This is a genomic window from Nocardia sp. NPDC004123 (genome assembly GCF_053603795.1).
Genome location: NZ_JBSGGG010000008.1, coordinates 120,970 through 143,581, shown reverse-complemented (window position 1 = coordinate 143,581; position 22,612 = coordinate 120,970). Strand labels below are relative to the sequence as shown.

Below are 22,612 nucleotides of genomic sequence, written 5' to 3'. Positions count from 1 at the left end.
CGTGTCCGCCACCGAGAGGACCGGACTATTCGGTCGAACCTCGGGTTGGGTGGGCGCGCGTCGGCAATAATGCCGGACGCCTGCCCGATTCGCTGCCCGCCGAATGAGGAGCCCATGCGCACGCACCGCCGCCATGCCGTTGCCATCCTGGCCGCCGCCACCGCCTTGTTCGCGACCGGTGCTCCCGCCGGTGCGGTGCCCGCGGCAGCGGAGCTGCCCGCACTGGGCGCCGACTTCCACTGGGGTGTGGCCGCGGCGGGGTTCCAGAACGAAGGCCATGCGCCCGACAGCAATTGGCGCCGGTACGTGGACACCCACCCGGATTACGACCGCTACGGCGACAGCGTCGACTTCTACAACCGGTATGCCTCCGATATCGCACTGGCCGCGAATCTGGGCGTCGACACCTACCGGCTCAGCATCGAATGGGCGCGGGTGCAGCCACAGCCGGGGGTGTGGGACGAGGACGGATTCGCCTTCTACGACAGGGTGATCGCGGCCATCCGGGCCGCCGGGATGCGGCCGATGATCACCCTCGACCACTGGGTGTACCCGGGATGGGAAGCCGATCGCGGCGGGTGGGCGAATCCGGGCATGGTCGAGGACTGGCTGGCGAACATGCGGACGGTGGTCGACCGCTACGCCGGCGACGATCCGATGTGGGTCACCATCAACGAGCCCTTCGCCTACATCATGAACGAGGTCCGCAACGGCGGGCTGCCCGCCGCCGACGTGCCGGCCATGCAGGCGCGACTCGCGCAGGCACACAACAGCATCTACGACTACATCCACGCCCGCCGGGCCGACGCCATGGTGACCAGCAATGTCGCCTACGTGCCCGCCGCGGACCCGATCGTCAACGGCGCCATGCTCGATGCGATCGCGGCCAAGCTGGATTTCGTCGGCATCGACTACTACTACGGTCTGTCGCCCGACACGGCCGCCGAGTACACCAATTTCGCCTCCTCGGCGCTGTGGAAGCTGCCGCTGCAGGCCGACGGCCTGTACTACACGCTGCGCCACTTCGCCCACCGTTTCCCCGGCAAACCGCTCTACCTCGTGGAAAACGGCATGCCCACCGAGAACGGCGCACCCCGCGCCGACGGCTACACCCGCGCCGACGACCTGCGCGACACCGTCTACTGGCTGCAGCGGGCCAGGGCCGACGGCATGAACCTCGTCGGCTACAACTACTGGAGTCTCACCGACAACTACGAGTGGGGTTCCTACACACCACGTTTCGGCCTCTACACGGTGGACGTACGCACCGATCCGAGCCTGACGCGCCGCCCCACCGACGCCGTGGACGCCTACCGCGCCATCACCCACGACTCCGGCGTGCCCGCCGGCTACCTGCCGACCCGCCCGCCCGTGTCCTGCTCGCTGGTGGACGCCCTCGACAGCTGCGCCGACCCGGTCACCCCGCCCCGCTGATTCCGCAACACGCGCGACAGCCGACTGGTTGCGCCGGACTGTGACTCCCCCTCGTGGAACTGCTTGGGCCACAGGCCGGTACGACTCGAAACGGTAGGCGTCCATCGACCGGCACCGACACCGCAGATCGCGCGCAACCGGGTAAAGTGGCTGGTGACGGCCCCGAACGGGTTTTCCGGACCGGAAACCCGGACACCGACCGGGGCTCGGGGAGACCGGTCGCACAGCGCGACACGCCCGCCGCTGCCCCGAAATTCAGTTAACCGGCAGCTACGCTCCGATTCGGGACATTCCGACCACCCGTCCCGGAGGAGGAGCCTCGATGCGCAGACGACTGCACCGCCTCGTCCTGGCCGGGCTCGCGGCCGCCGCGATGCTGCTCCCGGTAGCGAGCGTCGCCCATGCCACCCCGGCCGCACCCCCGCCCGCGGCCGCGGCCGGCACGCGCGGCAGTCTGGGCCCGGACTTCCTCTGGGGCGTGGCCGCATCGGGATTCCAGTCCGAGGGGCATGCGCCCGACAGCAACTGGATGCACTACATCGACGCCAATCCCGGCTGGGACCGCTACCGCGACTCCATCGACTTCCGCTCCCGCTACCCCGGCGACGTCGCCCTGGCCGCGAGCCTGGGGTCGAAGGTGTTCCGCATCGGCATCGAATGGGCGCGGCTGCAGCCCGAGCCCGGGGTCTGGGACGAGGACGGGTTCGCCTTCTACGACCGGCTCGTCGACGACATCGTGGCCAACGGCATGGAACCCATGCTGACACTGGACCATTGGGTGTATCCGGGCTGGGAGGCCGAGCGCGGCGGCTGGCGCAATCCCGGCATGGTGGACGACTGGCTGGCCAATGCCCGCAAGGTGGTCGACCGCTACGCCTCGCGAAATCCGGTGTGGGTCACGGTGAACGAGCCGGTCGCCTACATCATGCACGAGGTGCGCCAGAACGGCACCGACGCCGACCAGATGCTCGACAAGGTCGCCCAGGTGCACAATCAGATCTACGACTACATCCACCAGGTGCAACCCAAGGCGCTGGTCACCAGCAATGTCGGGTATGTGGCCGGTTCGGAGTCGCAGGTCAACGGCCCGCTCATGGACCGCATCGGCGACAAGCTCGACTTCATCGGCGTGGACTACTACTTCGGCCTCGAGCCGCCCAAGACCAATGCCGTCAACCTGCCCGACGGTTCGGCCGCCCCGCCGCCCGGGATGTGGGAGCTGCCCATCCGGCCCGAGGGCATCTACTATGCGCTGCAACACTATTCGCAGAAGTTCCCGGGCAAGCCGCTGTGGGTGGTGGAGAACGGGATGCCCACCGAGAACGGCCAACCCCGCGCCGACGGCTACACCCGCTCGGATCACCTGCGCGACACCGTCTACTGGCTGCAGCGGGCCAAGGCCGACGGCATGAACCTCGTCGGCTACAACTACTGGAGTCTCACCGACAACTACGAGTGGGGTTCCTACACACCGCGTTTCGGCCTCTACTCCGTCGACGTACTCACCGATCCGAGCCTGACCCGCAAGCCCACCGACGCCGTGGGCACCTACCGCCAGATCATCACCGCGGGCGGCGTGCCCGCCGGCTACGAGCCGGTCCGCCTCCCCTCGGACTGCCACCTGGTGGATCCGCCCGCCAGCTGCGACTCCCCCGTCACCGTCCCCAGCGTGGCCCCGGCCCCCTGAAGCGGCCGCCGCGACGGGGTTCAGCGGTCGAGTTCACGCACCGCGCGTTCGATCTCCTCCACCAGGGTGACCCCGCCGACCTCCCGGGCCGCGGCCCGGAACCGGTCGCGGAAGCGATCGAGATCCAGGTCCACGCCCTCGCCGCTGTACTCCGCACCCGCGGCCTCGCGGATGACGCGGATCATCTCGTCGGCCAGGGTTGCGATATGGGCGCGGATCAGCTTGCGCAGCACGCCCGACAGGGCGATGTCGGTGCCCACGTCGTAGAGGATGAGCGCTCCGGTGAGCATGGCCGGTTCGGGCACCCGCCAGCGCTCGCCGACGCGCTCGAGATAGCCCGCGCCGAGCAGATCGTCGAGGATCTCGGGGCGACGATCACCGAGCAATTCGGTCAGGGCCTCGTCGTCGAGGATCGTGCCGGTGTCGGCCTCGGCGCTGTAGCGCGGATCGAAGACCTCACGCCAGTCGCCGTCTGCGGGCACCTCGGCCTCGAACACCTCGCGGATCGCGTCCAGGCGCAGCCCGCGCGCCTGCATGGCGGTGATGGCGTACAGCCGTTCCAGGTGTTCGGGACCGTAGACCGCTTCCTTGCCGGCCCGGCCGGGCCTGGGCAGCACGCCGACCGAGTGGTAGTACCGGATGGTGCGGGCGGCCACACCGCTGAGTTCGGCGAGTTGCAGACGGCTGTATCGATCCACCCGAACAGCATAGATACCGCTACCGGTAAACGTTGACAGTTACAACTGTCCGCATTAGCGTAACCGCCGCCACACTGTCGACGACGACAAGGGAGAGTCCATGACCCAACGCGACACCGATTTCGACGTGCTCATCGTCGGGTCAGGATTCGGCGGCAGTGTGAGCGCACTGCGCCTCACCGAGAAGGGTTACACCGTCGGTGTGCTCGAGGCCGGTCAGCGATTCGCCGACGACCAGCTCCCCGACACCAGCTGGGACCTGCGCAAGTTCCTGTGGGCGCCGAAGCTGGGCTGCTTCGGGATTCAGCGCATCCACCCGCTGCGCGATGTCCTCATCCTCGCGGGCGCGGGCGTGGGTGGGGGCTCACTGAACTACGCCAACACCCTCTACGTGCCCCCGGCCCCGTTCTTCCAGGACCCGCAGTGGCGCGAGATCACCGACTGGCACGACGAACTCATGCCCTACTACGACCAGGCCCGCAAGATGCTCGGCGTGGTCACCAACCCGCACATGACCCCCGCCGACGAGGTGTTCAAGCAGGTCGCCGAGGACATGGGCGTGGGCGACACCTTCGTGCAGACCCCGGTCGGCGTGTTCTTCGGCGAGGCGGGCAAGACCGTGCCCGACCCGTTCTTCGGCGGCGCGGGCCCGGACCGCACCGGCTGCATCGAATGCGGCGAGTGCATGACCGGCTGCCGCCACAACGCCAAGAACACCCTGGTCAAGAACTACCTGTACCTGGCGGAAAAGGGTGGCGCGCAGGTCTTCCCGATGACCACGGTCACCACCGTGCGACCGCTGCCCGACGGCACCTGGGACGTGGAAACCGAGCGCACCGGCGCCTGGCTGCGCAAACAGCCCAAGACCTACACCGCCAAGCACGTGGTGCTGGCCGCCGGCACCCGCGGCACCCAGCAGCTGCTGTTCGCCATGCGCGACCAGGGCGTGCTGCCGCAGCTCTCGCCGCGGCTGGGCATGCTGACCCGCACCAACTCCGAGTCCATCGTGGGCGCGGCCACCCGCAAGGTGAACCCGGATGTGGACTTCACCCGCGGCGTGGCCATCACCTCCTCGATCCATCCCACCCCCGACACCCACATCGAGCCGGTCCGCTACGGCAAGGGCTCGAACTCGATGGGCCTGCTGCAGACGCTCATGGTCGACGGCGGCGGCAAGATCCCGCGCTGGCTGCGGTTCCTCTGGACGGTGCTGCTGCACCCGCTGACGCTGCTGCAGTTCCTGTCGGTGCGCAACTGGAGCGAGCGCACCATCATCTCGCTGGTCATGCAGCATCTGGACAACTCCATCACCACCTACACCAAGCGGGGCCTGTTCGGGCGCAAGCTGACCTCCAAACAGGGCCACGGCGAACCGAATCCGACCTGGATCCCGGTCGGCAACCAGGTCACCCGCGCCGTCGCGGACAAGATCGGCGGAGTCGCCGGCGGTTCCTGGGGTGAGGTTTTCAATATCCCGCTGACCGCCCACTTCCTGGGCGGCGCGGCGATCGGCGCGGACGCCGACCACGGTGTCATCGACCCCTACCACCGCGTCTACGGCTATCCGACCCTGAGCGTGGTCGACGGTGCGGCGGTCTCGGCGAACCTGGGCGTGAACCCGTCGCTGACCATCACCGCGCAGGCCGAGCGCGCGGCGGCGCTGTGGCCCAACAAGGGTGAGGCCGACACCCGCCCGTCGCAGGCCGCGGGCTACGCCCGCATCGCACCCGTCGCACCGGTGCAGCCGATGGTCCCGGCGACCGCCCCGGCGGCGCTGGTGCTGCCCATCGTCGAGATCCGCAGCGGCGGGCCCGAATCCACCCCCGCCTGATCCACACCGGCTACAGCGCAGGCCCGTCGATCGTTTCCGATCGGCGGGCCTGTGACGTTGCGCTGGTCAGCGCTGTGACAGCACGCTGGTCAGCGGGCGTGGATGTGAGCCATCGGGGAGGTGGGCGGCGGGACGTCGCCGACGGGGGCGCGGAATTCCTGCAGCGCGGCAAGCACATCCACGTGGCGGGCGGCGTAGCAGCGCACCTGTGGCAGGGCGTGGGCGACCTCGCTGCGCTCGAGCGGTTCGGCGTCGATGTAGCCGACCTGGTCCAGGCCCACGCCCAGGGTTTCGGCGATGCGGGTGATGGCCGCGGACTTGCGGCCCCAGCCGACCTCGACGGCGGCGAAGCGCTCGGCCACGCCGTGGCGGCGCAATTGCTCTACCGTCCAGGCCCATTCGCCGCGGGAGGCGACGGCGTGCATGACGCCGCGCTCGTTGAGGATGCGCAGCGAGCGCGCGGCCTCGGCGCGCAGCGCGCCTGCGGTGGAGTCGCAGACCACCCCGTCCCACAGGGTGTTGTCGCACTCCCACACAAGCAATTTCACAGTCGCGGCGTTCATTGTTCCCCTGCCAGTCAGCAACCATCCGGTACCAAGGGTGCCGGACGGTCCTCTCTTTCACGAACCGCCCTGCGCGTGACATCGTAGGTGCTGTCTGGGCCAATGCACCAGCGCGGGCGGATTCGGAACGCCGAAGTTCCTAGCTACCCGCGAGTACGGTATGTGCGTAATCACCGCTGGTAGCGTCGGATCCAGGCCCGACGGATCGGAAGAAAGGGGCGAATGCCCATGCGGCGGCGCTGGAAGCTCGCGGGTGGCCCACCTGTGCTCGCGCTGGCACTGGTACTGACCGGTTGCGGGGCGGCCGAGGATTCGCCGCCGGTGGTGGTGAGTTCGCTGACGCTGGCGCCGCACCCCTCGACGGTCGCCGGTTCTCCGCCCACCGCCTCCGCCCAGGCCACCGACACACCCCAGCCCACCGGTTCGTCCGCGCCGGTCGCGAATCCGTCGCCGACCACGCCCGGGGCGCCGGCGGTGGATCCGTTCCCGGATCAGCCGCTCATCGACCACACCCAATGGTCCGACGATTCCGACGGCCGCCGGTTGCGGGTCTATCCGACCCAGGCCGGGCGCGCCGACACCTTCCCCGCCGCGCTGGGGCGGGCCTGGCAGGAGGTGCTCACCTCCGCGCCCGACGCCGATTCCCCCGGCATGTACGACCAGTTCCGCTGCCACTGGGAGTGGGCACGGGTGGTCCAACCGGACAAGACCAGCTGGAATCTCGAACCGTGGCGTCCCGCGGTGGGGTATGACGCGACCGTGGCGGCGCTGTGCAATCCGGGCGGACCCGAACGCTGAGCGGTCGTTCGATGCGGTAACGAAGCCGTACCGACGAAAGCGGTTGCCCGCGAGAACCTTCGAGCGCACCGGCAAATGTGCGTATCGTTGGTGACGTCCAGCGCGAACTCCTGGGAGGGAGGGTTCCGGTGCGCGCCTCCGCAGCCGCGACCTCAACGCCCACGCCGCCCGCCGCCGCCCGGGGACCGGCGCGCCCGCCCCTGCGCAGGCTCTTCCCCGCGCTGACCGAAACCTCCGACATCTACCTCGATTCGGCGTCCACCACCCAGAAGCCACTGCCGGTGATCCGCGCGGTACACCGCTATCACAGTGAACGCACCGCCAATGCCGGACGCGGCACCTACCCGTGGGCGAGCAGCCTGACCCATCGCATCGAGACGGTGCGCGAGCGGATGGCCGAATTCATCGGGGCCGCACCGGATGAGGTGGTGTTCACCGGCGGGTCCACGGCCGGTCTCAATGCGGTGGCGCTGTCGTGGGGGCTGACCACGCTGCGCGACGGCGACGAAATCCTCTACAGCCCACGCGATCACGCCTCGAACGTGTATCCGTGGCATCACCTGCGGCGGCTGCTGGGCGGGTTCGGGCGCACGATCCGGCTGGTGCCCTACCGGGTCACCGAGCTGGGCGAGGCCGATGTCGAGGATGTGGCCGCGCGCATCACCCCGCGCACCCGGCTGATCACCGTGGGGCATCTGCATCACGTGTTCGGGGCGCTGACCACCCTCGAGGAGTTGCGCGGGCGCATCGATCCGGCGATCGCGCTGTGTTTCGACTGCAGCCAGTCCGGCGGGCATCTGCCGGTGCGGGTGGCGGAGCTGGACGCGGATTTCGCGGTGTTCTCCGCGCACAAGATGTTCGGGGCGCCCGGGACCGGCGTGCTGTACTGCCGCCGCCGGCGCCACGATGAGCTGACACCGTTTCTGCCGGGCGGCAATTCGGCGGTGTCGCTGGGTGATTCGGGGCTGCTGGCCGGTTCGATGCCGCAGCTGCTGGAGGGCGGCACCCACAACATCCCCGGCATTCTCGCGCTCGGCGCGGCCCTCGAGGTGCTCGACGACCTGGGCCTGGATGCCGTCGCGGCCCACAATCGGGCGCTGACACAGCGGCTGATCGCGGGATTGCGCCCGATACCGGGCGTGGAGTTCCTGCCGGGTCCGGCGCACGCGCCGTGCGAAACCGGCTACGGGATCGTGTCTTTCACCCTGGACGGGATCAGCGCCACCGATCTCGGGTTCGTGCTCAGCGAGCTCGGGTTCCTGGTGCGCACCGGTGCGCACTGTGTGCCCGCCGACGATGTGCCGATGGACGAGGACTCGGTGCGGGTCAGCACCCACGTCTACAACACCGTCGACGAGATCGACCGGTTCATCGAGTGTGTCGCCACGATTGCCGAGGAGGTCTCTTGACCATGTCCGGCCCCGAACCCCGCTACGACCGGCGTGCCGCCTCCCGGGTGCTGGCCGCGCTGGCCCGGCCCGGCCTGGGCGCGCCCCCGGTGCTGCCGCCGCCGCGGCGCGTCGAATACACCTGCGCGGCACTGCAATCGGAACCGGGCTCACACCTGACGCTGTCGCAGCGGCTGTACCTGGAACGGTTCATGCGCCCGTGCCGCGCCGCCCAGGTGACCAGTGCGACCCATCGCATCGCCTGGACCGACAGCGACGGGATCCCCAATACCGGGCATTACCGGGTGGGCGGTCTGGGCGCGATCGTGCCCATCGCCATGCGCGAGACGGTATTGACGCTGTGGCACGCGCTGCAGGCCGATACCGCACTGGCCCGGCGCATCTCGGAGCTGACGCCGCGCGACGAGGCGGTACTCGAGGGCACCACCACCGACCATGAGCCGCTCGAGATCTTCCGGGTGGGCATCGAGGCGGCGGGGCGAGCGCTGGCCCAGCACGCGCTGCTGGCGCGGTGGACGCCGTATCGGACGCCGACCGAATTCGCGGTCGGCATGCGGGATTCGGGGATCTACGGCGCGGTGGCGACCCGCTGGTACTGGGAGCTGCAGGCCTCGAGCTACCGGCGCGGCATGATCGCGGTGACGCTGACCACCCAACCCGATGGGACCGTACGGTATTCGGCCGAGACGGTGGCGACGCTGCGCGCGATGAAGGACATGACCATCGAGGACGCGCACCGGGTCATGCGCCGCGCCACCCACACCGAGGGATTGAGCGTGGCCGAGGCCATCACGAAATACCACGACGAGCTGGACCTGATCTCGCGCCAGTACGCGCTGCTGCCGCCCGGAACGCGCCCGGCGTGCCTGGCGGCCATGCCGCATCAGCTCGACGGGGAGCACTACAGCATTCTGCCGGTGGTGATCGACACGTTCACCGATGTGTTCACCCGCATCGTGGACCGGGTCACCGTCGCCGAGGTGGCGGCCGACACCGGTTCGGACACCGCGGAACTCGCCGCCGAGGACCAGGTGTTCTATGTGCCCGACATGACCTGCAAGCACTGCATCCGCACCATCACCGGGGTGCTGGAGTCGATGAGCGTGGGCGTGCAGGACATCGACCTGAACAGCAAGCGGGTGGTCGCGGAGTTCCGCAGCCCCCGCAACCGCCATCGCGTGTTCGAGGCCTTGCGCGACAGCGGCTACAACCCGACCGCGGTCACACCCGCGACCACCGAATCCGCGGTATGACGGCTGCCGCATCGCCGGGACTGCCGGCGAAGATGCATGCGCTGGTGCGGGAGTTCGTGGCCGCGCCGCACGCGGTGGCCGACGCGGTGGCCGAGTTCGGGTCGCCCGCGCATCTGGTGTTTCCGGAGGTGTTCGCGGAGAACCTGGAGCGGCTGCGCGCGGAGCTGGCCGCCCGGGTGCCGGGTTTCCGGATCTGCTACGCGCACAAGGTGAATCAGTCGCGGACATTCGTGGGGGCGGCGCGGGCGGCGGCCGCCGGGATCGATGTGGCCTCGGCGGCGGAGCTCGAGAGTGCGCTGAAGGCGGGGTTCGACCCCGAGCGGATCGAGGTGACCGGACCCAAGGGTGAGGGGTTCGTGCGGGAGCTGGTGGGCAGCGGGGTGACGATCAACGTGGACAACGCGTGGGAGCTGGAACGCATTGCGGCGCTGGCGCCGGCGCGGGTGCCGGTACTGGTGCGGGTGTGCGGGTTCGCGGGGACGCCGGTCAGCCGGTTCGGGGTGCCGCTGCATCGCGTCGATGCCGTGCTGGCGCTGCTGGCGGCGCAGCGGGAGCGGATCGAGTTCCGCGGGTTCGCCTTTCACCTGGATTCTGGAGAGCCGGCCGAGCGGGTGCGGGCGGTGGAGAGCTGCCTGGCGTTGACCGAGCGCGCGTACGGGTACGGGCTCGCGCCGTCGGTGCTGAATATCGGGGGCGGGTTCCGGCAGGTGTTCACCGCGGACGCGGATGCGTTCGATGCGTATGTGCACGCGTTGCGGGAATCGCTGGTGGGGCGTGGTGAGCCGATGACGTGGGGCGGCAACACCTTCGGGTTCCAGCTCGAGGACGGCGCGGTGCACGGGACACCGGTTTTTCACAAATACGCCAACATTGTGAGTGCCGACCGGATGCTGGCAGACCTGCTGGATACGGGGCTGGAATCGCACGGGGGCCGCACTTTTGCACAGGTGGCTGGGGAGAACTCGATCGAGATCTGGCTGGAGCCGGGCAAGGCGCTGGTCGATCACGCCGGAATCACGGTGGCGCGGGTGGAATTCGTGAAGGAGACCGCGGACGGCAGTACGCTGGTGAATCTGGATCTGAGCCGCGACACCGTCACCCCGGCCGATCAGGAGGTGATGGTGGACCCGATCCTGGTCCCCGCCCGCGATTTCCCCGACGCGCATTCCGGTGCGGCGGGGGTGTTCCTGGCCGGGCGTTTGTGCCTGGAGCGGGATCTGATCACCAATCACAAAGTGTGGCTGCCGCGGCTGCCCGCTCCCGGGGACTTCGTGATCTTCCCCAATACCGCTGCCTACCATATGGATTTGTCGGCAGCGCGTGCATCCATGCATCCGGTGCCGCCGAAACTGGCGGTGGTACAGCGGTCCGGGACGTTTTCGGTGGGCCGCGACGTCGACTGGCACGAGGTGCACTGATGCGCTATGACCACATCACCGAGCTGATCGGCAATACCCCACTGCTGCGGCTGGATCCGGCCGTGCACGGGCTCGCGCACGTGGAGCTGTACGCGAAACTGGAGTTCTACAACCCGTTCGGGTCGGTGAAGGACCGGGTGGCGTGGGGCATGATCCGCGACGACCTGGACGACATCGTCGCGCAGAAGAAGACGTTGATCGAGGCCTCGAGCGGCAATACCGCCAAGGCGCTGCGCATTCTGGCGGCCATGCACGGGATCGGGTTGCGGGCGGTGACCAATCGGATCAGGGTCGCCGAGGTGCGGGAGCTGTTGCAGTTGCTGGGCACCGACATCGAGGAGCTGCCCGGATTGTCGGAGTGCCCGGATCCGACCGCGCCCAATGACGTGTACTCGGTCATCGAATCGACCATGGCGCGTACGCCCGGGGGCTGGTATCACCCGTCGCAGTACACCAGCGAGAAGAACATCGAGGCGCACCATCACGGGACCGGGCGCGAGATCCACGAGGATCTGGCGCGTGACGGCATCACCCGGGTCGACTATCTGGTCGGCGGGCTGGGCACCACCGGGTCGACGCGCGGCACGGCGACGTTTCTGCGCAAACACAATCCGGAGTTGAAGACCATCGCGGTGGTGTCGGAGCGCTCCGATTTCATTCCCGGTATCCGCTCGGAGACCGAGATGTGGGATGTGGGCCTGTTCCAGCCCGATTTCTACGACCGCATCATGGCGGTCGAGGCCGGGCGCGCGGTCGACGCGACGCTCGAACTGGCCACGGGGCACGGTGTGCTCGCCGGACCCACCAGCGGCGCGACCTATGCCGCGGCCCTGGAGTTCCTCGGGACCCTGGAACAGCCCGCCGCCCAGGCCGATCCGCTCGTCGCGGTGGTCATCGTCTGCGACCGCCTGGAACCGTATCTGTCCTACATCCGCAAACGCCGCCCGGAACTGTTCGGCAAACCCGGGCGCGCGCCGGCGCCGACCGCGGCCGAATTGTCGGCCACCCCGGTGCTGTCCCCCGACGAGCTCGAGCAGCTCGACCGCACGGCCCGCCCGACCATCGTCGATACCCGGGGCGCGATGGCCTACCGGATCGCACATGTGCCGGGCGCGATGAACATCCGCGACGACCACCTCGACGACATGCTCACCCAGGGCATCCCGTTCTCGCGTTCGCGCCCCGTGGTTTTCGTCTGCCCGGTCGGTGAGGTGTCGCTGCGCTTCGCGGCCCTGGCCCGCCGCGCCGGGTACGACGCGCACAGCCTCGCGGGCGGCATCACCGCCTGGCGGGATGCGGGCAAACCCATGGAATCCGCGCCGCGACCCGAATGAGCTACGGGGCAGCCGCTTCTCGGGCGGCCCCGACGGGCGCGGGCGGGCGCCGTAGTCGCAGCCCGAGGGCGACCAGGACGGCGATGACGAGGGCGTTGACCTCGAGCTGCACGGCCCAGTCGCCCACGGTCGACCGACCGGGTTTCGGTTCGGTGCCCGCGAGCGCGTCGCAGGCTTGGATCATGGCCGCGGCCAGCACACCCGCGCACACCGCGAATCGGTGCATATCGGTCCATTGCGGGGCTGCGGACCAGCGCTGCAGCAACGTCACGGCGGTGACCGCCACGACGAAGACGGCGAGATACATTGCCCAGGCCGGGATTTCGCGCAGCCCGGGGATCGGGTGACCGAACAGGATCGCCGGGCCGCCGCCCAGAATCAGGATGTGGGTCGAGAGCCACAGTGTCGCGAGCACCGCGGCGACCACACCTGCCGACCACGGTGGCGGCGCGTAGCGCCGGACGTTCCGCACCCGGCCCGCACGCGGGCGGGTGAGGGCGGCGGCGACCAGTGCGAGGGCGAGCACGGCCGGAATCGCCACCAGCGGCAGCGGCGGCGTGATGTGGCGGCCGAGCACGCCGCGTTCGAGGAAATACGCGCAGCCGTACCAGGTGATGGGCAGACCGATGAGCCAGACGATGCCGCCGGTCCACGCCGCGGGCCGGCTCAGCCAGGGTTCGGTCCGCCGATCGGGGAACATCAGCTCGGTCAGCTGGGTGGCCACCAGGAATCCGCCGACCGCTTCCACGCTGAACGCCCACAGCAGGAACATCGCGTTGACGCCGAACGGGCTGCCGCCGTAGGTGAGTGGCCAGTAGACGTGATGGATGGAGGTCTGGCAGAGCACGAACTCCTCGAGCAGCGACCAGGCCGTCGCGAGGCACAGCAGGGCGGGCCAGCCCAGGCCGCGGGTGCGCACCGCTGCGCGCGCCAGTACCGCGGCGCCGCCGTACATCAGCATGAATCCGGGGAGCTTGGTGACCAGGTTGGCGCTGGGGACCGGCAGGATCTCCGGGATGAGCGTGGCCCACAGCAGCAGGGTGAGCACCGGCGCCCAATCTCCGCGTGGCTCAGCGCCTTCTCCGCGTGCCCCGGTGGGTTCTCGGTGTGGCCCTGCGTGTTCCCCGGGCCGCGCGATGCGTGCGACGACGACGAGCCAGCCGCCCAGCAGTGCCGCCTCGAAGGCGGCCGCCAGTGGCCAGCAGTGATCGATGTCCACGTGCATCGGTCCCCCGCCCGCGAATCGTGTTGAGCAACAGGGTAACCGGGATCGGGGCGCGTGCCGGTGCGAAGTCGGTGAACTCGTGGAATCTGCACTTCGGCGTGCGGGGCGCTAAGGTGCCGGGGGTCGAATTCACCAGCGTTGCCAGGAGTTTCACCATCAGCATCGAGCCAGCTGCCGGTCCGGACACCGACCTGCGCATCACTCTGACCGTCTGTCATGCCGCCACCGTCGTCTGTTTCTCGGCGGGTGTCGTCTCCATCCTGATCGGTGCCTATACCGATGCCGGGACGGTGTTCAACCTGGTCGGTGTGGTGCTGTGGCTGGTGGCGCTGGCCGCCCGGTTCGGGGTTTTCGCGATCACCCGGTCGCGGTCCGGGCACGCGCCGTAGCTCCGGTCGCCCGCGGCGGAGTGAATCCGGCCGGGTCCGGGCAGGCCCATGGCGGGCGGGGTTGTTCGCTGGTGGCGAGCCGATGCCGGAATCGGTGATGGCGACTGGCACGATGATCTCGTGGAGTGGGCGTTCGGACTCGTATTGCTGGTGTCGGTGGCGGTCGCATTGGCCGCCGGTGCGCGCCGGCTGGGGCTGGGTGAGCCGTTCGTGCTCACCGTCGCCGGGGTGATCGGCTCGTATCTGCCGCTGGTGCCGGAGTTCGATGTCGCACCCGAGCTGGTGTTGCTGGGGTTGCTGCCGCCGCTGCTGTACACGACGGCGATCCGCACGTCGCTGGTGGACTTCCGGCCGAAGAAGACCACGATCACCCTGCTGTCGGTGGGATTGGTGCTGTTCACCGCGTTCGCGGTGGGCGGGGTGGTGTATTGGCTGCTGCCGGTGCCGTTCTCGGCGGCGGTGGCGATCGGCGCGATCGTGGCCCCGCCCGATGCGGTGGCGGCCACGGCGGTGGCCCGCCGGGTCGGGATGCCGCGCCGGATCGTGACACTGCTCGAGGGTGAGTCGCTGTTCAACGACGCGACCGCGCTGGTGACCCTGCGCACCGCGGTGGCCGCCATGGCCGGCAGCGTGACGATGTGGCAGGCGGGGGCGAGTTTCGTCGGCGCGGCCGGTGGCGGCGCGCTCATCGGCGGGGTGGCGGCGATGGTGCTGGCGTTCCTGCGCCGGCGCATCAGCGATCCGGTGCTGGACACGAGCGTGTCGCTGCTGGCGCCGTGGATCGCGTACCTGCCCGCCGAAGGGGTGCATGCCTCGGGTGTGATCGCGGTGGTGACCTGTGGCCTGATCCTGGGTCACGGCGCCCCGCAGTGGCAGAGCGCGGCCTCGCGCATCGCCGAGCACACCAACTGGCGCACCATCCAATTCCTGCTCGAGAGCGCGGTTTTCCTGCTGATCGGCCTGCAGGTGCGGCATCTGGTCGAGGATGCCTGGCACAGCGGGCTGTCGCATTCGACGCTGCTGTGGACCTGCGCGGCGGTGCTGGTGACGGTGATCGTGGTGCGCCCGGTGTGGGTGTTCCCGGCGACCTACGCGGCCTGGCGCGTCGAAGGGCGGCGGCAGGGCAAACCCAAGCCGGAGTGGACCGGTCAGGCGGTGGTGGCGTGGGCGGGCATGCGCGGGGTGGTGACGCTGGCCGCGGCGCTGCTGCTGCCCGGCGATACCCCGGAGCTGGCGACGCTGCGGCTGCTGGCGGTCGTGGTGGTGGGCGGAACGCTGCTGCTGCAAGGCCTGTCGCTGCCGTGGCTGGTGCGGCTGCTGCGGTTGCGCGGTCCCAGCCAGGCCGAAGACCTCCTGCAGGAAGCGAATCTGCTGCAACAGGCCACCGTCGCGGGATTGAAGGCGCTCGAGGAGAACATCGCCCCCGAGACCCCGCCGGACGTGGTCGACGCCCTGCGCAACCGCGTCGTGGTGCGCGCCCAGGCGGCGTGGGAGTTGCTGGGCCGCTCCGAATCCCAGCGTGTCACCCCCAGCGGCGAGTACCGGCGCCTGCGCCTGGCCATGCTGGCCGCCGAACGCGAAACCGTGCTGCGCATCCGTGATTCGGGCCAGGTCGATCAGGAGGTCCTGCAGGCGGTCATGGCCACCCTCGACATCGAGGAGTCCACCATCGACCGGGTCGCCGAGGCCGACGAGGACGACGGCACCCCCCTGAGCTCCCCCGTCACCGCCGGCGCCTGCGAGCACCTGCGCGAGGCCCCCTGCGTCCGCACTCCCGACACCCCCGACGCCTGCGGCGAATGCCTCGACGAGGGCCTGGTCTGGGTCCACCTGCGCATGTGCCTGGACTGCGGCCATGTCGCCTGCTGCGACTCCTCACCCGGCAATCACGCCACCAAGCACTTCGACAACACCGGTCACCCGGTCATGCGCAGCGTCGAGCCCGGTGAATCCTGGCGCTGGTGCTACCTGGACGAACTGCTGGGCTGACGGCGAGGTCGACGGCGGGATGGGCGGCCGAAGGCCAAGGGCACGAACAACATCAGTGCGATCGCCTGTGTGGCGAGGGTGAACACGACGACCGCGGTCACCGAATGACCGTAGAGCACACCGATCAGGGTGGAGCCGGCCAGCCAGGCCAGACCGTAGACGGCGGTGAACACGCCGTATCCGGTGCCGCGGCGCGCGGCGGGGACCATGTCGGCGACCGCGGCACGCAGGGTGGATTCGTGGATGCCCATCGCCGCGCCCCACACGATCGCTCCCGCCCACACCGGGCCGGCATGGGTCGAGAACGACAGCAGCGGCACCACCGCCGACAGCGGCAGCGCAATCACCAGCCCCCGCAACCCGATCCGGTCGTAGAGGTGTCCCGAGGCGAGTGCGGCCAGTGCCGCCGCACCCATGGCGGCGGCGTAGGTGACCGGGATCAAGCTGTCGGGAAGCACGTGACCGGCCTGCAGGTGGAACGACAGCACCCCGAACGTGGCGAACCCGGCCATCGAGGTCGCGGTGAACGCCGCGTAGAGCCAGAATCGGCCCGGTAGCCGGCCATCGGCTCGCACGGTGGTCCCGGCGTCGTGATGTTCGGTTTCGTAGGCCACCGGCCGGGGCACCGCGCGCCGCAGCCAGGCCAGGGTGAGCAACGCCAACGCGCCGGGAATGGCGAGTACCGCGAATCCGAGCCGGAAGCCGGAGAGCGCGATCATGCCCGCGACCAGCAGCGGTCCCAGCAGCGCCCCGGATTGGTCGAGTGCCTCGTGCACCGCGAACGCCCTTCCGCGCCCGATGCCCGAGCCGGCGGCCTGGGCGAGCATGGTGTCGCGTGCCGGGGCGCGCACGGCCTTGCCGAACCGTTCGACGACCACCAGCCCCGCGGCGGGCCACAGCCAGGTCGCCAGCGCCAGCAGCGGCACCGACACCACTGTCAGCGCGTACCCGGCGATCGACAATGCCCAGTGCCGGCCGGTGCGGTCGGACAACGGGCCGGTCACGAGGCGGAACACCAGCGCGACCGCCTCCCCGGCCCCGGTGACGAAGCCGACCAGTGCCGCCGAGGCGCCCAGGGTGCCCAGATACGGGCCGGTGATCGACCGCGCGCCCTCGTAGACGACGTCGGCGAGCATGCTCACCACGCCGAACGCCATCACGAACCGCAGCGGCGACAACCGATTCACCCCGGCCGCTCGATCCGCCGGCCCCCACTCGATCCCATCCGCCATGACCGACAGTCTCCCCTGCCGGCCGCCCTCCGCCCGGGTGGTCGCGAGCGGGTCGTTGCGACATGGATGGTCGGCGCATCGGGCGGAACGTGCAACATTCGGCCAGAGCGGTGGCGCGGCGGTGACCGCCCCAGAAGGGTGGCGGTCGATCGTCTTCGTGCGCAACGCTCTTCGCGGCACCGGACCCGGAATGCCCTGTCGGCTACCGGCCGCCTTGACTTTCCCATCAGGAAAGTGGACGCTTACTTTCCGAGTAGGAAAGTGAGGGGCCGACATGGACGGCATTACTCCGGATCAGGCCCGGGCGGCACTGGATGCGGCGGGACGGGCGCGGCGGCAGATGGCCGAGGAGGTCGGGCTGCCGCGGGGGTACTGGTGGGGAATGGGTTGCGGCTGGGTGGTTTTGGGGGTGATCGGGGATGTCGGGCCGGGCTGGCTGGCGGCGGTCGCGACGCTGGTGTTCGGCGCGGGGCATTCGGCGCTGGCGTCGCGATTGCTGGACGGGCGCCATCGCACCGGCCGGGTTCAGGTCAGCGCGGAGGTCGCCGGGCGGCGCACACCGCTGGTCGTGATCACCATGCTGCTGGTGCTGGTCGCGCTGACCGTGGTGGCGGCCCTGCTGCTGGATGCCGACGGGGCCGGGCATCCGCGGACCTGGTCGGCGGTGCTGATCGCGGCTGTCATCGGGTTCGGCGGGCCGGAGCTGCTGCGGGTGGGCCGTCGCTGGGTGCGCGTATGAGCGTGGCCCGCTTCGACGAATTGATCCATCCCAGTACGCGATTGAATCTGGTCGCGACCTTGGCCGCCGCGGATTGGGCGGAGTTCGCCTTCCTCAAGGAGCGGCTGAATCTGTCGGATTCGGCGTTGTCGAAGCAGCTGGCGACACTCGAGGACGCCGGGTATGTCGCGACCGAACGCCGTCTCGAGGGCAGCCGCCGCAGGGTTCGGGCCCGCCTGACCCGCGCCGGGCGCGACGCCTTCGACGGGCACATCGCGGCGCTGCGGGAGATCGTCGCCGCGGCGACGCCACCGCAGACTCCCGCCGGCTAGGCGCTATCGGCCGGGCGAGGTGTGCGCGGTCAGTCGGTGATTCGCCATTCGTTGCGGTCGGCCATGGCGCGCGCCGACCAGCGGATGGCGTAGCCGATCATGAAGCAGGGCAGCGAGGTCAGCACGAATACCGCCGTCGCGACCACGAATCCGCTGACCAGCCCCATGATCAGCGACTGCCAGCCGGGATCGCAGCGGCTGGTGAATCCGCTGACCGCGGCGCAGTCACCGAAGGTGGCCTGCCCGTAGAGGCGGGCATACAGCGTGATCGCGGCCCAGATCGACAGTGCCAGCAGCACATTGGCGATGTACCAGCAGCGCACCAGCTTCCGGACGAAGATCAGTGCGCCGAGTTGCCCGGCGTCGAGACCGTCGGCGACGTCCTCGTTGATTCCCAGATGCCGGCCCCAGCTGGAAGGCTCGGGGACCTCGGCGACGACGGGTTTGCTGGCGTACCGGGTTGCGGTCATACAGGTCGATCCTTCTGCACCTCGAACAGTCCACGGGCACAGGTTGATTCGCGGTGCCGACCCGAACTGAAGACAAATCCGGGTCGATCATTGCAGCAGCGGCCGGTTTCCGATGGTTTTGCGGCGGAATCGTGGTCGATCACAGTCGCTGCGCCGGGGAGGTGCCGCGGCTTCTAATTGCGGTGCGGCGGCGCCGAGGCCGGGATCGGGGGGTGGCCTCGGCGCCGCCGTATTCGCGGCGCCGCCAGATGCGGGGACGCGGGTGCGAGCCTCGGGGAAGAGACTCGCGGACATCCGGTGCCGTGGGCGTCTGCGCGTGTCCGCCTGGGCACGATTCGGACAACAAGAACGGTAGCGACGCGGTAGCTGCATTGCTCGGCGAGCGCGAGAATTAGGGGATCGTTAGGGGCATCGGACTTTTCGGGCCGATCGGATGCAGCTGGACGATAACCGCTGATCATGAGGCCGCCACGACCACCCGAATGGTCCGGAACGAGTCGTCCGATACGCGCGTGCCGGGGGTCCTGACCGCCGACACTGGTGGAATGCGCCATTGGCGCGAAAGATCCCATTCCTCCGTATATCTGGGGAGATGATCGACGATGATCCGGTCACGGAAGTCGGCCCTCACCGCATTCACCACCTTCGCCGCCGCAGCCGCGGCGCTCGTTCTCGCCGCACCGCAGGCGTCGGCGTATGTCACCAGCGTCAGCGTGTCCAGCGGGTCGAGCATCGGTCTCGGCGGCGGTGGCTACGGCACCAACTGCTCGTACACGGTCACCGTGAACGGCAGCCCGTACGAATACGTCTGGCTCTACGACAGCAACACCGCCACCTTCGGTCAGCAGCAGTTCAGCCTCGGCAGCGGCGGCACCGGCACCTCCAGCTGGACGCCGACCTCGACCGGGGTGCACTACATCCAGGCCTGGACCTACAACGGCTCGCAGTGGGCGCTGGTGACGGTCAAGACCGGCATCAACCTCGGCAGCGCCTGCGTGGTCACCGGCTAGCGGCGCGAGTACCCGGCGGTCCGGTGCCGGGCGTGCGATGGCATCCGGCACCGGGCCAATGGATTCGGCCCGGTGCGCCGATCAATCACGCGGGAGCGGGTAGTCGCGGTGATCGGACCAGATGCCGGCCACCGCGCGGACGGTCGGGCACGGCCACGCCGCCGGTTCCTGGCCGCCACGGGAGTCGGGCTGCCGGCACACCGAGCAATGGCCGCCCGTGTCGGGGGTGTGCTGACCGAGGATCAGCCGCAGCGCCGCCTGGTGGCGCAACAGTTCCTTCGGTGTCGGTGCGCCGGGCAGGAACACCGACGAGGGGGCGGTGCGGCTGCCGCGGCGGCGCACGTGACGCACCCATTCGTATTTGATCTCGCGGCCGGTGTCCTGGAAGTCGTGCTCGAGTTTCAGAGCGAATTCGGCGGCTTCCTGCTGCTTGTCGAGGCGGCCCGCGATGAACGCGCTGATATCCATCCACCCACGGTAGTCGGCACCGCCGGCATCGCCGCGAATCCGCCCGCCGGTGCCGGGTGTGCGATACCGCCCGGCACCGGGCACTACTCTTGACCCGGTGCACACCGAGCAGCCTCCCTCCGACGCCGAGCCCCGTATCTGGGGTGGGACGACCCTCACCGAACGCCGTGAGGCGCGCCGGGCCGCGTTGCTCGAGGCCGCACTGGATCTGATCGGCGAGTCCGGGGCGGGCGCGGTGACCATGCGCGCGGTGTGCCGGCGCGCCAACCTGACCGACCGCTACTTCTACGAATCCTTCGCCAGCCGAGACGAACTGCTCGATGTGCTCTATCGCCAGATCGCCGAGGAGTTCCTGGATCCGATGACGGCCTTCGCGGTCGCCGACGATCCGGACCGGGATCGCGCGCTGTCGGAGACGCTGGTGGCGAAGGTGCTCGAGGATCCGCGCAAGTCGCGGCTGTTTCTGGTGGAGCCGTATTCCTCGACCGGGCTGGGGCAGACGACGATCGCGGTGATGCCCGCGTTCACCCGGTTGATCCAGGATCACCTGTTCGCCCATATCGAGGATCCGGTGCGGCGCCGGCTGGCGGCGGTCACCATGGCCAGCGGCAATGCGGGCATGTTCTCGGCGTGGCTCAATGGCACGCTACGCGCCACGCGCGAGCAGATCGTCGACCATCTGGTGGAGACCATCGACGCCTATCGCGGCGTGTATCGCGGCTGACCCGGGCGGTTGGCCCCGCCCGGATCCGCTTGCGGCGCAGCGGGTTCGGTTCCGGCCGATCAGGCGGCCGGTACCGCGGCGTGGACGCGGTCGAGTGATCGGCGCAGTATGCGCACCCAGGGGGACCATCGGGCCGGTTCGGCGGGCGGGTGCCCCATTTCCGTCGCGGCGCGATCGAGCAGTTCCTCGAGCACCGCGTCGTGCAGCCAGCGGATGGCGAGGCTCCACAGCAGCCGGCCCCGCGGCGTGCGGGCCCGCGCGACGACGAGATGCCTCAGCACGCAACCCCGTTCACCGCGATCGATGATCTCGAAGGTGTGCGTGCCGGCGAAGGGCATGGTCGGCGCGAAGGTGAACTCGACGGCGCGGCCGGGTTCGTACGCGGTGCAGACGTAGCGGATGCTGCCGTGCCCGCCGTCCGCGCCGACCTGCAGCGGCCGGTCCAGGATCAGGGTCGGCCAGTGCTCGCCCGGCCAGAGCGGATTGCCCGGCTCGGCCACCGCATCGAGCAGGGCACCGGCCCGCTGCGCCGACACCGGCAGTTCTCGCTGGTGAATGTTCCAGATCATCGACTCACCCGTTCCGTACGGTACCGTATGTTCCGATTCCATACGGTACCGTACGGAGCTATGGCGGAGAAGAGGCGACGGCTCAGCCGTGACGATTGGGTCGCGGCCGCGCTGGCGGCGCTCGGCGAGGGTGGCGTGGGCGCGGTCGCCATCGAACCCCTGGCCGCGCGGCTGGGCGCGACCAAGGGCAGCGCCTACTGGCATTTCGCGAATCGGGACGAGTTGCTGGCGGCGGCCCTGCAGCGCTGGGAGCACGAGGAGACCGATGCGGTGATCGCGCTGGTGTCGGCCGAACCCGATCCGGCGGTCGGGCTCCGGACGCTATTGGGCGCGGCGCTGGCGCATCCGCAGGAGAAGCTCGCGGTACTGCTGGCCGGGGCGACGGATCCGCTGGTGGAGCCGGTGCTCACCCGGGTCACTGTGCGGCGCATCGCGTATCTGGCCGAACTGTTCACCCGGCTCGGTTTCGCCGACCCGGTGGCGAAACATCGTGCGGCACTGGCGTATTCGGCGTATCTGGGCACAGGTCAGCTGTGGCGGACGATGCGCGGCACGCTACCGGCCGACCAGGAGGCCTGGGAGTCCTACGTCGACGAGATCTGGCGGGTGCTGACCACCCCGGGTCCGACCGGGCACGCACCGGCGCCGGGCAGCGCGGAGTCGCCGCGAGACTCGGGCTAGACGCTCAGGGCCGCACCACGGCCGTGGGTGAGGACCAGGTCGAGCAGCCCGGGGAAGCGGGCCTCGAGGTCCTCGGTGCGCAGGCGGTTGAGGCGGCGGGTGCCCTCGTCGCGCTGGCGGATGACGCCGGCTTCGCGCAGGGTTCTGAAGTGCCCGCTCTGGGTGGATTTGCTGATCGGCAGGTCGAAGGTGGTGCAGGCCAGTTCGCCGTTCTCGGCGGCGGCCAGGCGGGTGACGATGGTGAGCCGGACGGGGTCGGCGAGGGCGGCCAGCACGGTGGTGAACCGCAGTTCGTCGCGGGCGGGGTGAACCAGTTCGGTCGCGGTTCGGCTTGCCATGGCGTCCAGGCTAGTCCACATGTTCACAAAATCCGAACATCC

23 protein-coding genes are annotated in these 22,612 nt (G+C 69.6%); 15 read left to right on the top strand and 8 right to left on the bottom strand.

Annotated features, from left to right (window positions below):
- Positions 1–114: 114 nt before the first annotated feature.
- Together ACWEQQ_RS13600 and ACWEQQ_RS13595 are read left to right on the top strand one after the other, a co-directional pair.
- Positions 115–1,434, top strand: coding sequence for a family 1 glycosylhydrolase (locus ACWEQQ_RS13600; RefSeq protein WP_452348426.1), 1,320 nt, complete (start codon positions 115–117; stop codon positions 1,432–1,434).
- Between the two features lie 322 nt (positions 1,435–1,756).
- Positions 1,757–3,121: a family 1 glycosylhydrolase gene (locus tag ACWEQQ_RS13595; RefSeq protein WP_452348425.1), complete on the top strand. Its 1,365-nt coding sequence runs from the start codon at positions 1,757–1,759 to the stop codon at positions 3,119–3,121.
- A 20-nt stretch (positions 3,122–3,141) separates the two neighbouring features.
- On the opposite strand, the gene ACWEQQ_RS13590 is transcribed toward ACWEQQ_RS13595, so the two are convergent.
- Entirely contained in the window at positions 3,142–3,819 is a 678-nt protein-coding gene (locus ACWEQQ_RS13590) for a MerR family transcriptional regulator (RefSeq protein ID WP_452348424.1), read from the bottom strand.
- Positions 3,820–3,919: 100 nt separating this feature from the next.
- On the opposite strand from ACWEQQ_RS13590, the gene ACWEQQ_RS13585 reads away from it, so the two are divergent.
- Positions 3,920–5,650 carry a GMC oxidoreductase gene (locus ACWEQQ_RS13585; RefSeq protein ID WP_452348423.1) on the top strand — a complete coding sequence of 577 codons (1,731 nt, stop codon included), beginning with the start codon at positions 3,920–3,922 and terminating at the stop codon, positions 5,648–5,650.
- An 89-nt stretch (positions 5,651–5,739) separates the two neighbouring features.
- On the opposite strand, the gene ACWEQQ_RS13580 is transcribed toward ACWEQQ_RS13585, so the two are convergent.
- Positions 5,740–6,198 carry a hypothetical protein gene (locus ACWEQQ_RS13580; RefSeq protein WP_354833010.1) on the bottom strand — a complete coding sequence of 153 codons (459 nt, stop codon included), beginning with the start codon at positions 6,196–6,198 and terminating at the stop codon, positions 5,740–5,742.
- A gap of 237 nt (positions 6,199–6,435) precedes the next feature.
- On the opposite strand from ACWEQQ_RS13580, the gene ACWEQQ_RS13575 reads away from it, so the two are divergent.
- The 5 genes from ACWEQQ_RS13575 (at position 6,436) to ACWEQQ_RS13555 (ending at position 12,425) form a co-directional block, all read left to right on the top strand.
- Positions 6,436–7,011, top strand: a complete 576-nt coding sequence (locus tag ACWEQQ_RS13575) for a DUF2599 domain-containing protein (RefSeq protein ID WP_452348422.1) — start codon at positions 6,436–6,438, stop codon at positions 7,009–7,011.
- 128 nt (positions 7,012–7,139) lie between these two features.
- Entirely contained in the window at positions 7,140–8,420 is a 1,281-nt protein-coding gene (locus ACWEQQ_RS13570; RefSeq protein WP_452340832.1) for an aminotransferase class V-fold PLP-dependent enzyme, read from the top strand.
- A 2-nt stretch (positions 8,421–8,422) separates the two neighbouring features.
- The gene (locus ACWEQQ_RS13565; RefSeq protein ID WP_452348541.1) at positions 8,423–9,673 is read left to right on the top strand and encodes a heavy-metal-associated domain-containing protein; all 1,251 of its coding nucleotides are present in this window, start codon (positions 8,423–8,425) and stop codon (positions 9,671–9,673) included.
- The gene (locus ACWEQQ_RS13560) at positions 9,670–11,091 is read left to right on the top strand and encodes a decarboxylase (protein WP_452348421.1); all 1,422 of its coding nucleotides are present in this window, start codon (positions 9,670–9,672) and stop codon (positions 11,089–11,091) included. Before ACWEQQ_RS13565 ends, ACWEQQ_RS13560 begins: the two co-directional genes overlap by 4 nt.
- A complete protein-coding gene (locus ACWEQQ_RS13555; protein WP_452348420.1) occupies positions 11,091–12,425 on the top strand; it encodes a pyridoxal-phosphate dependent enzyme in 1,335 nt (444 codons plus the stop codon). The genes ACWEQQ_RS13560 and ACWEQQ_RS13555 overlap by 1 nt, the downstream gene beginning before the upstream one ends.
- 1 nt (position 12,426) lies before the next feature.
- On the opposite strand, the gene ACWEQQ_RS13550 is transcribed toward ACWEQQ_RS13555, so the two are convergent.
- Positions 12,427–13,650 (bottom strand): hypothetical protein, encoded by a 1,224-nt coding sequence (locus ACWEQQ_RS13550; protein ID WP_452348419.1) that lies wholly within the window; start codon positions 13,648–13,650, stop codon positions 12,427–12,429.
- A 23-nt stretch (positions 13,651–13,673) separates the two neighbouring features.
- Between ACWEQQ_RS13550 and ACWEQQ_RS13545 the strand changes: the two genes are divergently transcribed.
- A complete protein-coding gene (locus ACWEQQ_RS13545) occupies positions 13,674–14,039 on the top strand; it encodes a hypothetical protein (RefSeq protein WP_452340836.1) in 366 nt (121 codons plus the stop codon).
- A 120-nt stretch (positions 14,040–14,159) separates the two neighbouring features.
- Positions 14,160–16,028 (top strand): Na+/H+ antiporter, encoded by a 1,869-nt coding sequence (locus ACWEQQ_RS13540; RefSeq protein WP_452340837.1) that lies wholly within the window; start codon positions 14,160–14,162, stop codon positions 16,026–16,028.
- Here ACWEQQ_RS13540 and ACWEQQ_RS13535 read toward each other — a convergent pair.
- The gene (locus tag ACWEQQ_RS13535) at positions 16,004–17,260 is read right to left on the bottom strand and encodes an MFS transporter (protein ID WP_452348418.1); all 1,257 of its coding nucleotides are present in this window, start codon (positions 17,258–17,260) and stop codon (positions 16,004–16,006) included. The two genes, ACWEQQ_RS13540 and ACWEQQ_RS13535, sit on opposite strands and share 25 nt — an antisense overlap.
- A gap of 274 nt (positions 17,261–17,534) precedes the next feature.
- Here ACWEQQ_RS13535 and ACWEQQ_RS13530 point away from each other — a divergent pair, with 274 nt between their 5' ends.
- A complete protein-coding gene (locus ACWEQQ_RS13530; RefSeq protein ID WP_452348417.1) occupies positions 17,535–17,999 on the top strand; it encodes a hypothetical protein in 465 nt (154 codons plus the stop codon).
- Entirely contained in the window at positions 17,996–18,310 is a 315-nt protein-coding gene (locus tag ACWEQQ_RS13525; protein ID WP_452340840.1) for a transcriptional regulator, read from the top strand. The genes ACWEQQ_RS13530 and ACWEQQ_RS13525 overlap by 4 nt, the downstream gene beginning before the upstream one ends.
- Before the next feature lie 29 nt (positions 18,311–18,339).
- Here ACWEQQ_RS13525 and ACWEQQ_RS13520 read toward each other — a convergent pair whose 3' ends face one another.
- Positions 18,340–18,780 (bottom strand): hypothetical protein, encoded by a 441-nt coding sequence (locus tag ACWEQQ_RS13520; RefSeq protein ID WP_452340841.1) that lies wholly within the window; start codon positions 18,778–18,780, stop codon positions 18,340–18,342.
- 602 nt (positions 18,781–19,382) lie between these two features.
- On the opposite strand from ACWEQQ_RS13520, the gene ACWEQQ_RS13515 reads away from it, so the two are divergent.
- The gene (locus ACWEQQ_RS13515; protein ID WP_452340842.1) at positions 19,383–19,790 is read left to right on the top strand and encodes a hypothetical protein; all 408 of its coding nucleotides are present in this window, start codon (positions 19,383–19,385) and stop codon (positions 19,788–19,790) included.
- An 81-nt stretch (positions 19,791–19,871) separates the two neighbouring features.
- Here ACWEQQ_RS13515 and ACWEQQ_RS13510 read toward each other — a convergent pair whose 3' ends face one another.
- Positions 19,872–20,258: a DUF6221 family protein gene (locus ACWEQQ_RS13510; RefSeq protein WP_452348416.1), complete on the bottom strand. Its 387-nt coding sequence runs from the start codon at positions 20,256–20,258 to the stop codon at positions 19,872–19,874.
- Between the two features lie 97 nt (positions 20,259–20,355).
- Here ACWEQQ_RS13510 and ACWEQQ_RS13505 point away from each other — a divergent pair, with 97 nt between their 5' ends.
- Positions 20,356–20,982 carry a TetR/AcrR family transcriptional regulator gene (locus ACWEQQ_RS13505; protein WP_354833038.1) on the top strand — a complete coding sequence of 209 codons (627 nt, stop codon included), beginning with the start codon at positions 20,356–20,358 and terminating at the stop codon, positions 20,980–20,982.
- Between the two features lie 59 nt (positions 20,983–21,041).
- Here ACWEQQ_RS13505 and ACWEQQ_RS13500 read toward each other — a convergent pair whose 3' ends face one another.
- Positions 21,042–21,551: an SRPBCC family protein gene (locus ACWEQQ_RS13500; RefSeq protein WP_452348415.1), complete on the bottom strand. Its 510-nt coding sequence runs from the start codon at positions 21,549–21,551 to the stop codon at positions 21,042–21,044.
- A 60-nt stretch (positions 21,552–21,611) separates the two neighbouring features.
- Here ACWEQQ_RS13500 and ACWEQQ_RS13495 point away from each other — a divergent pair, with 60 nt between their 5' ends.
- Complete coding sequence (locus ACWEQQ_RS13495) at positions 21,612–22,232, top strand: TetR/AcrR family transcriptional regulator (protein ID WP_452348414.1); 621 nt, start codon at positions 21,612–21,614, stop codon at positions 22,230–22,232.
- On the opposite strand, the gene ACWEQQ_RS13490 is transcribed toward ACWEQQ_RS13495, so the two are convergent.
- Complete coding sequence (locus tag ACWEQQ_RS13490; RefSeq protein WP_452348413.1) at positions 22,229–22,570, bottom strand: ArsR/SmtB family transcription factor; 342 nt, start codon at positions 22,568–22,570, stop codon at positions 22,229–22,231. The genes ACWEQQ_RS13495 and ACWEQQ_RS13490 overlap by 4 nt on opposite strands.
- Positions 22,571–22,612 lie beyond the last annotated feature (42 nt).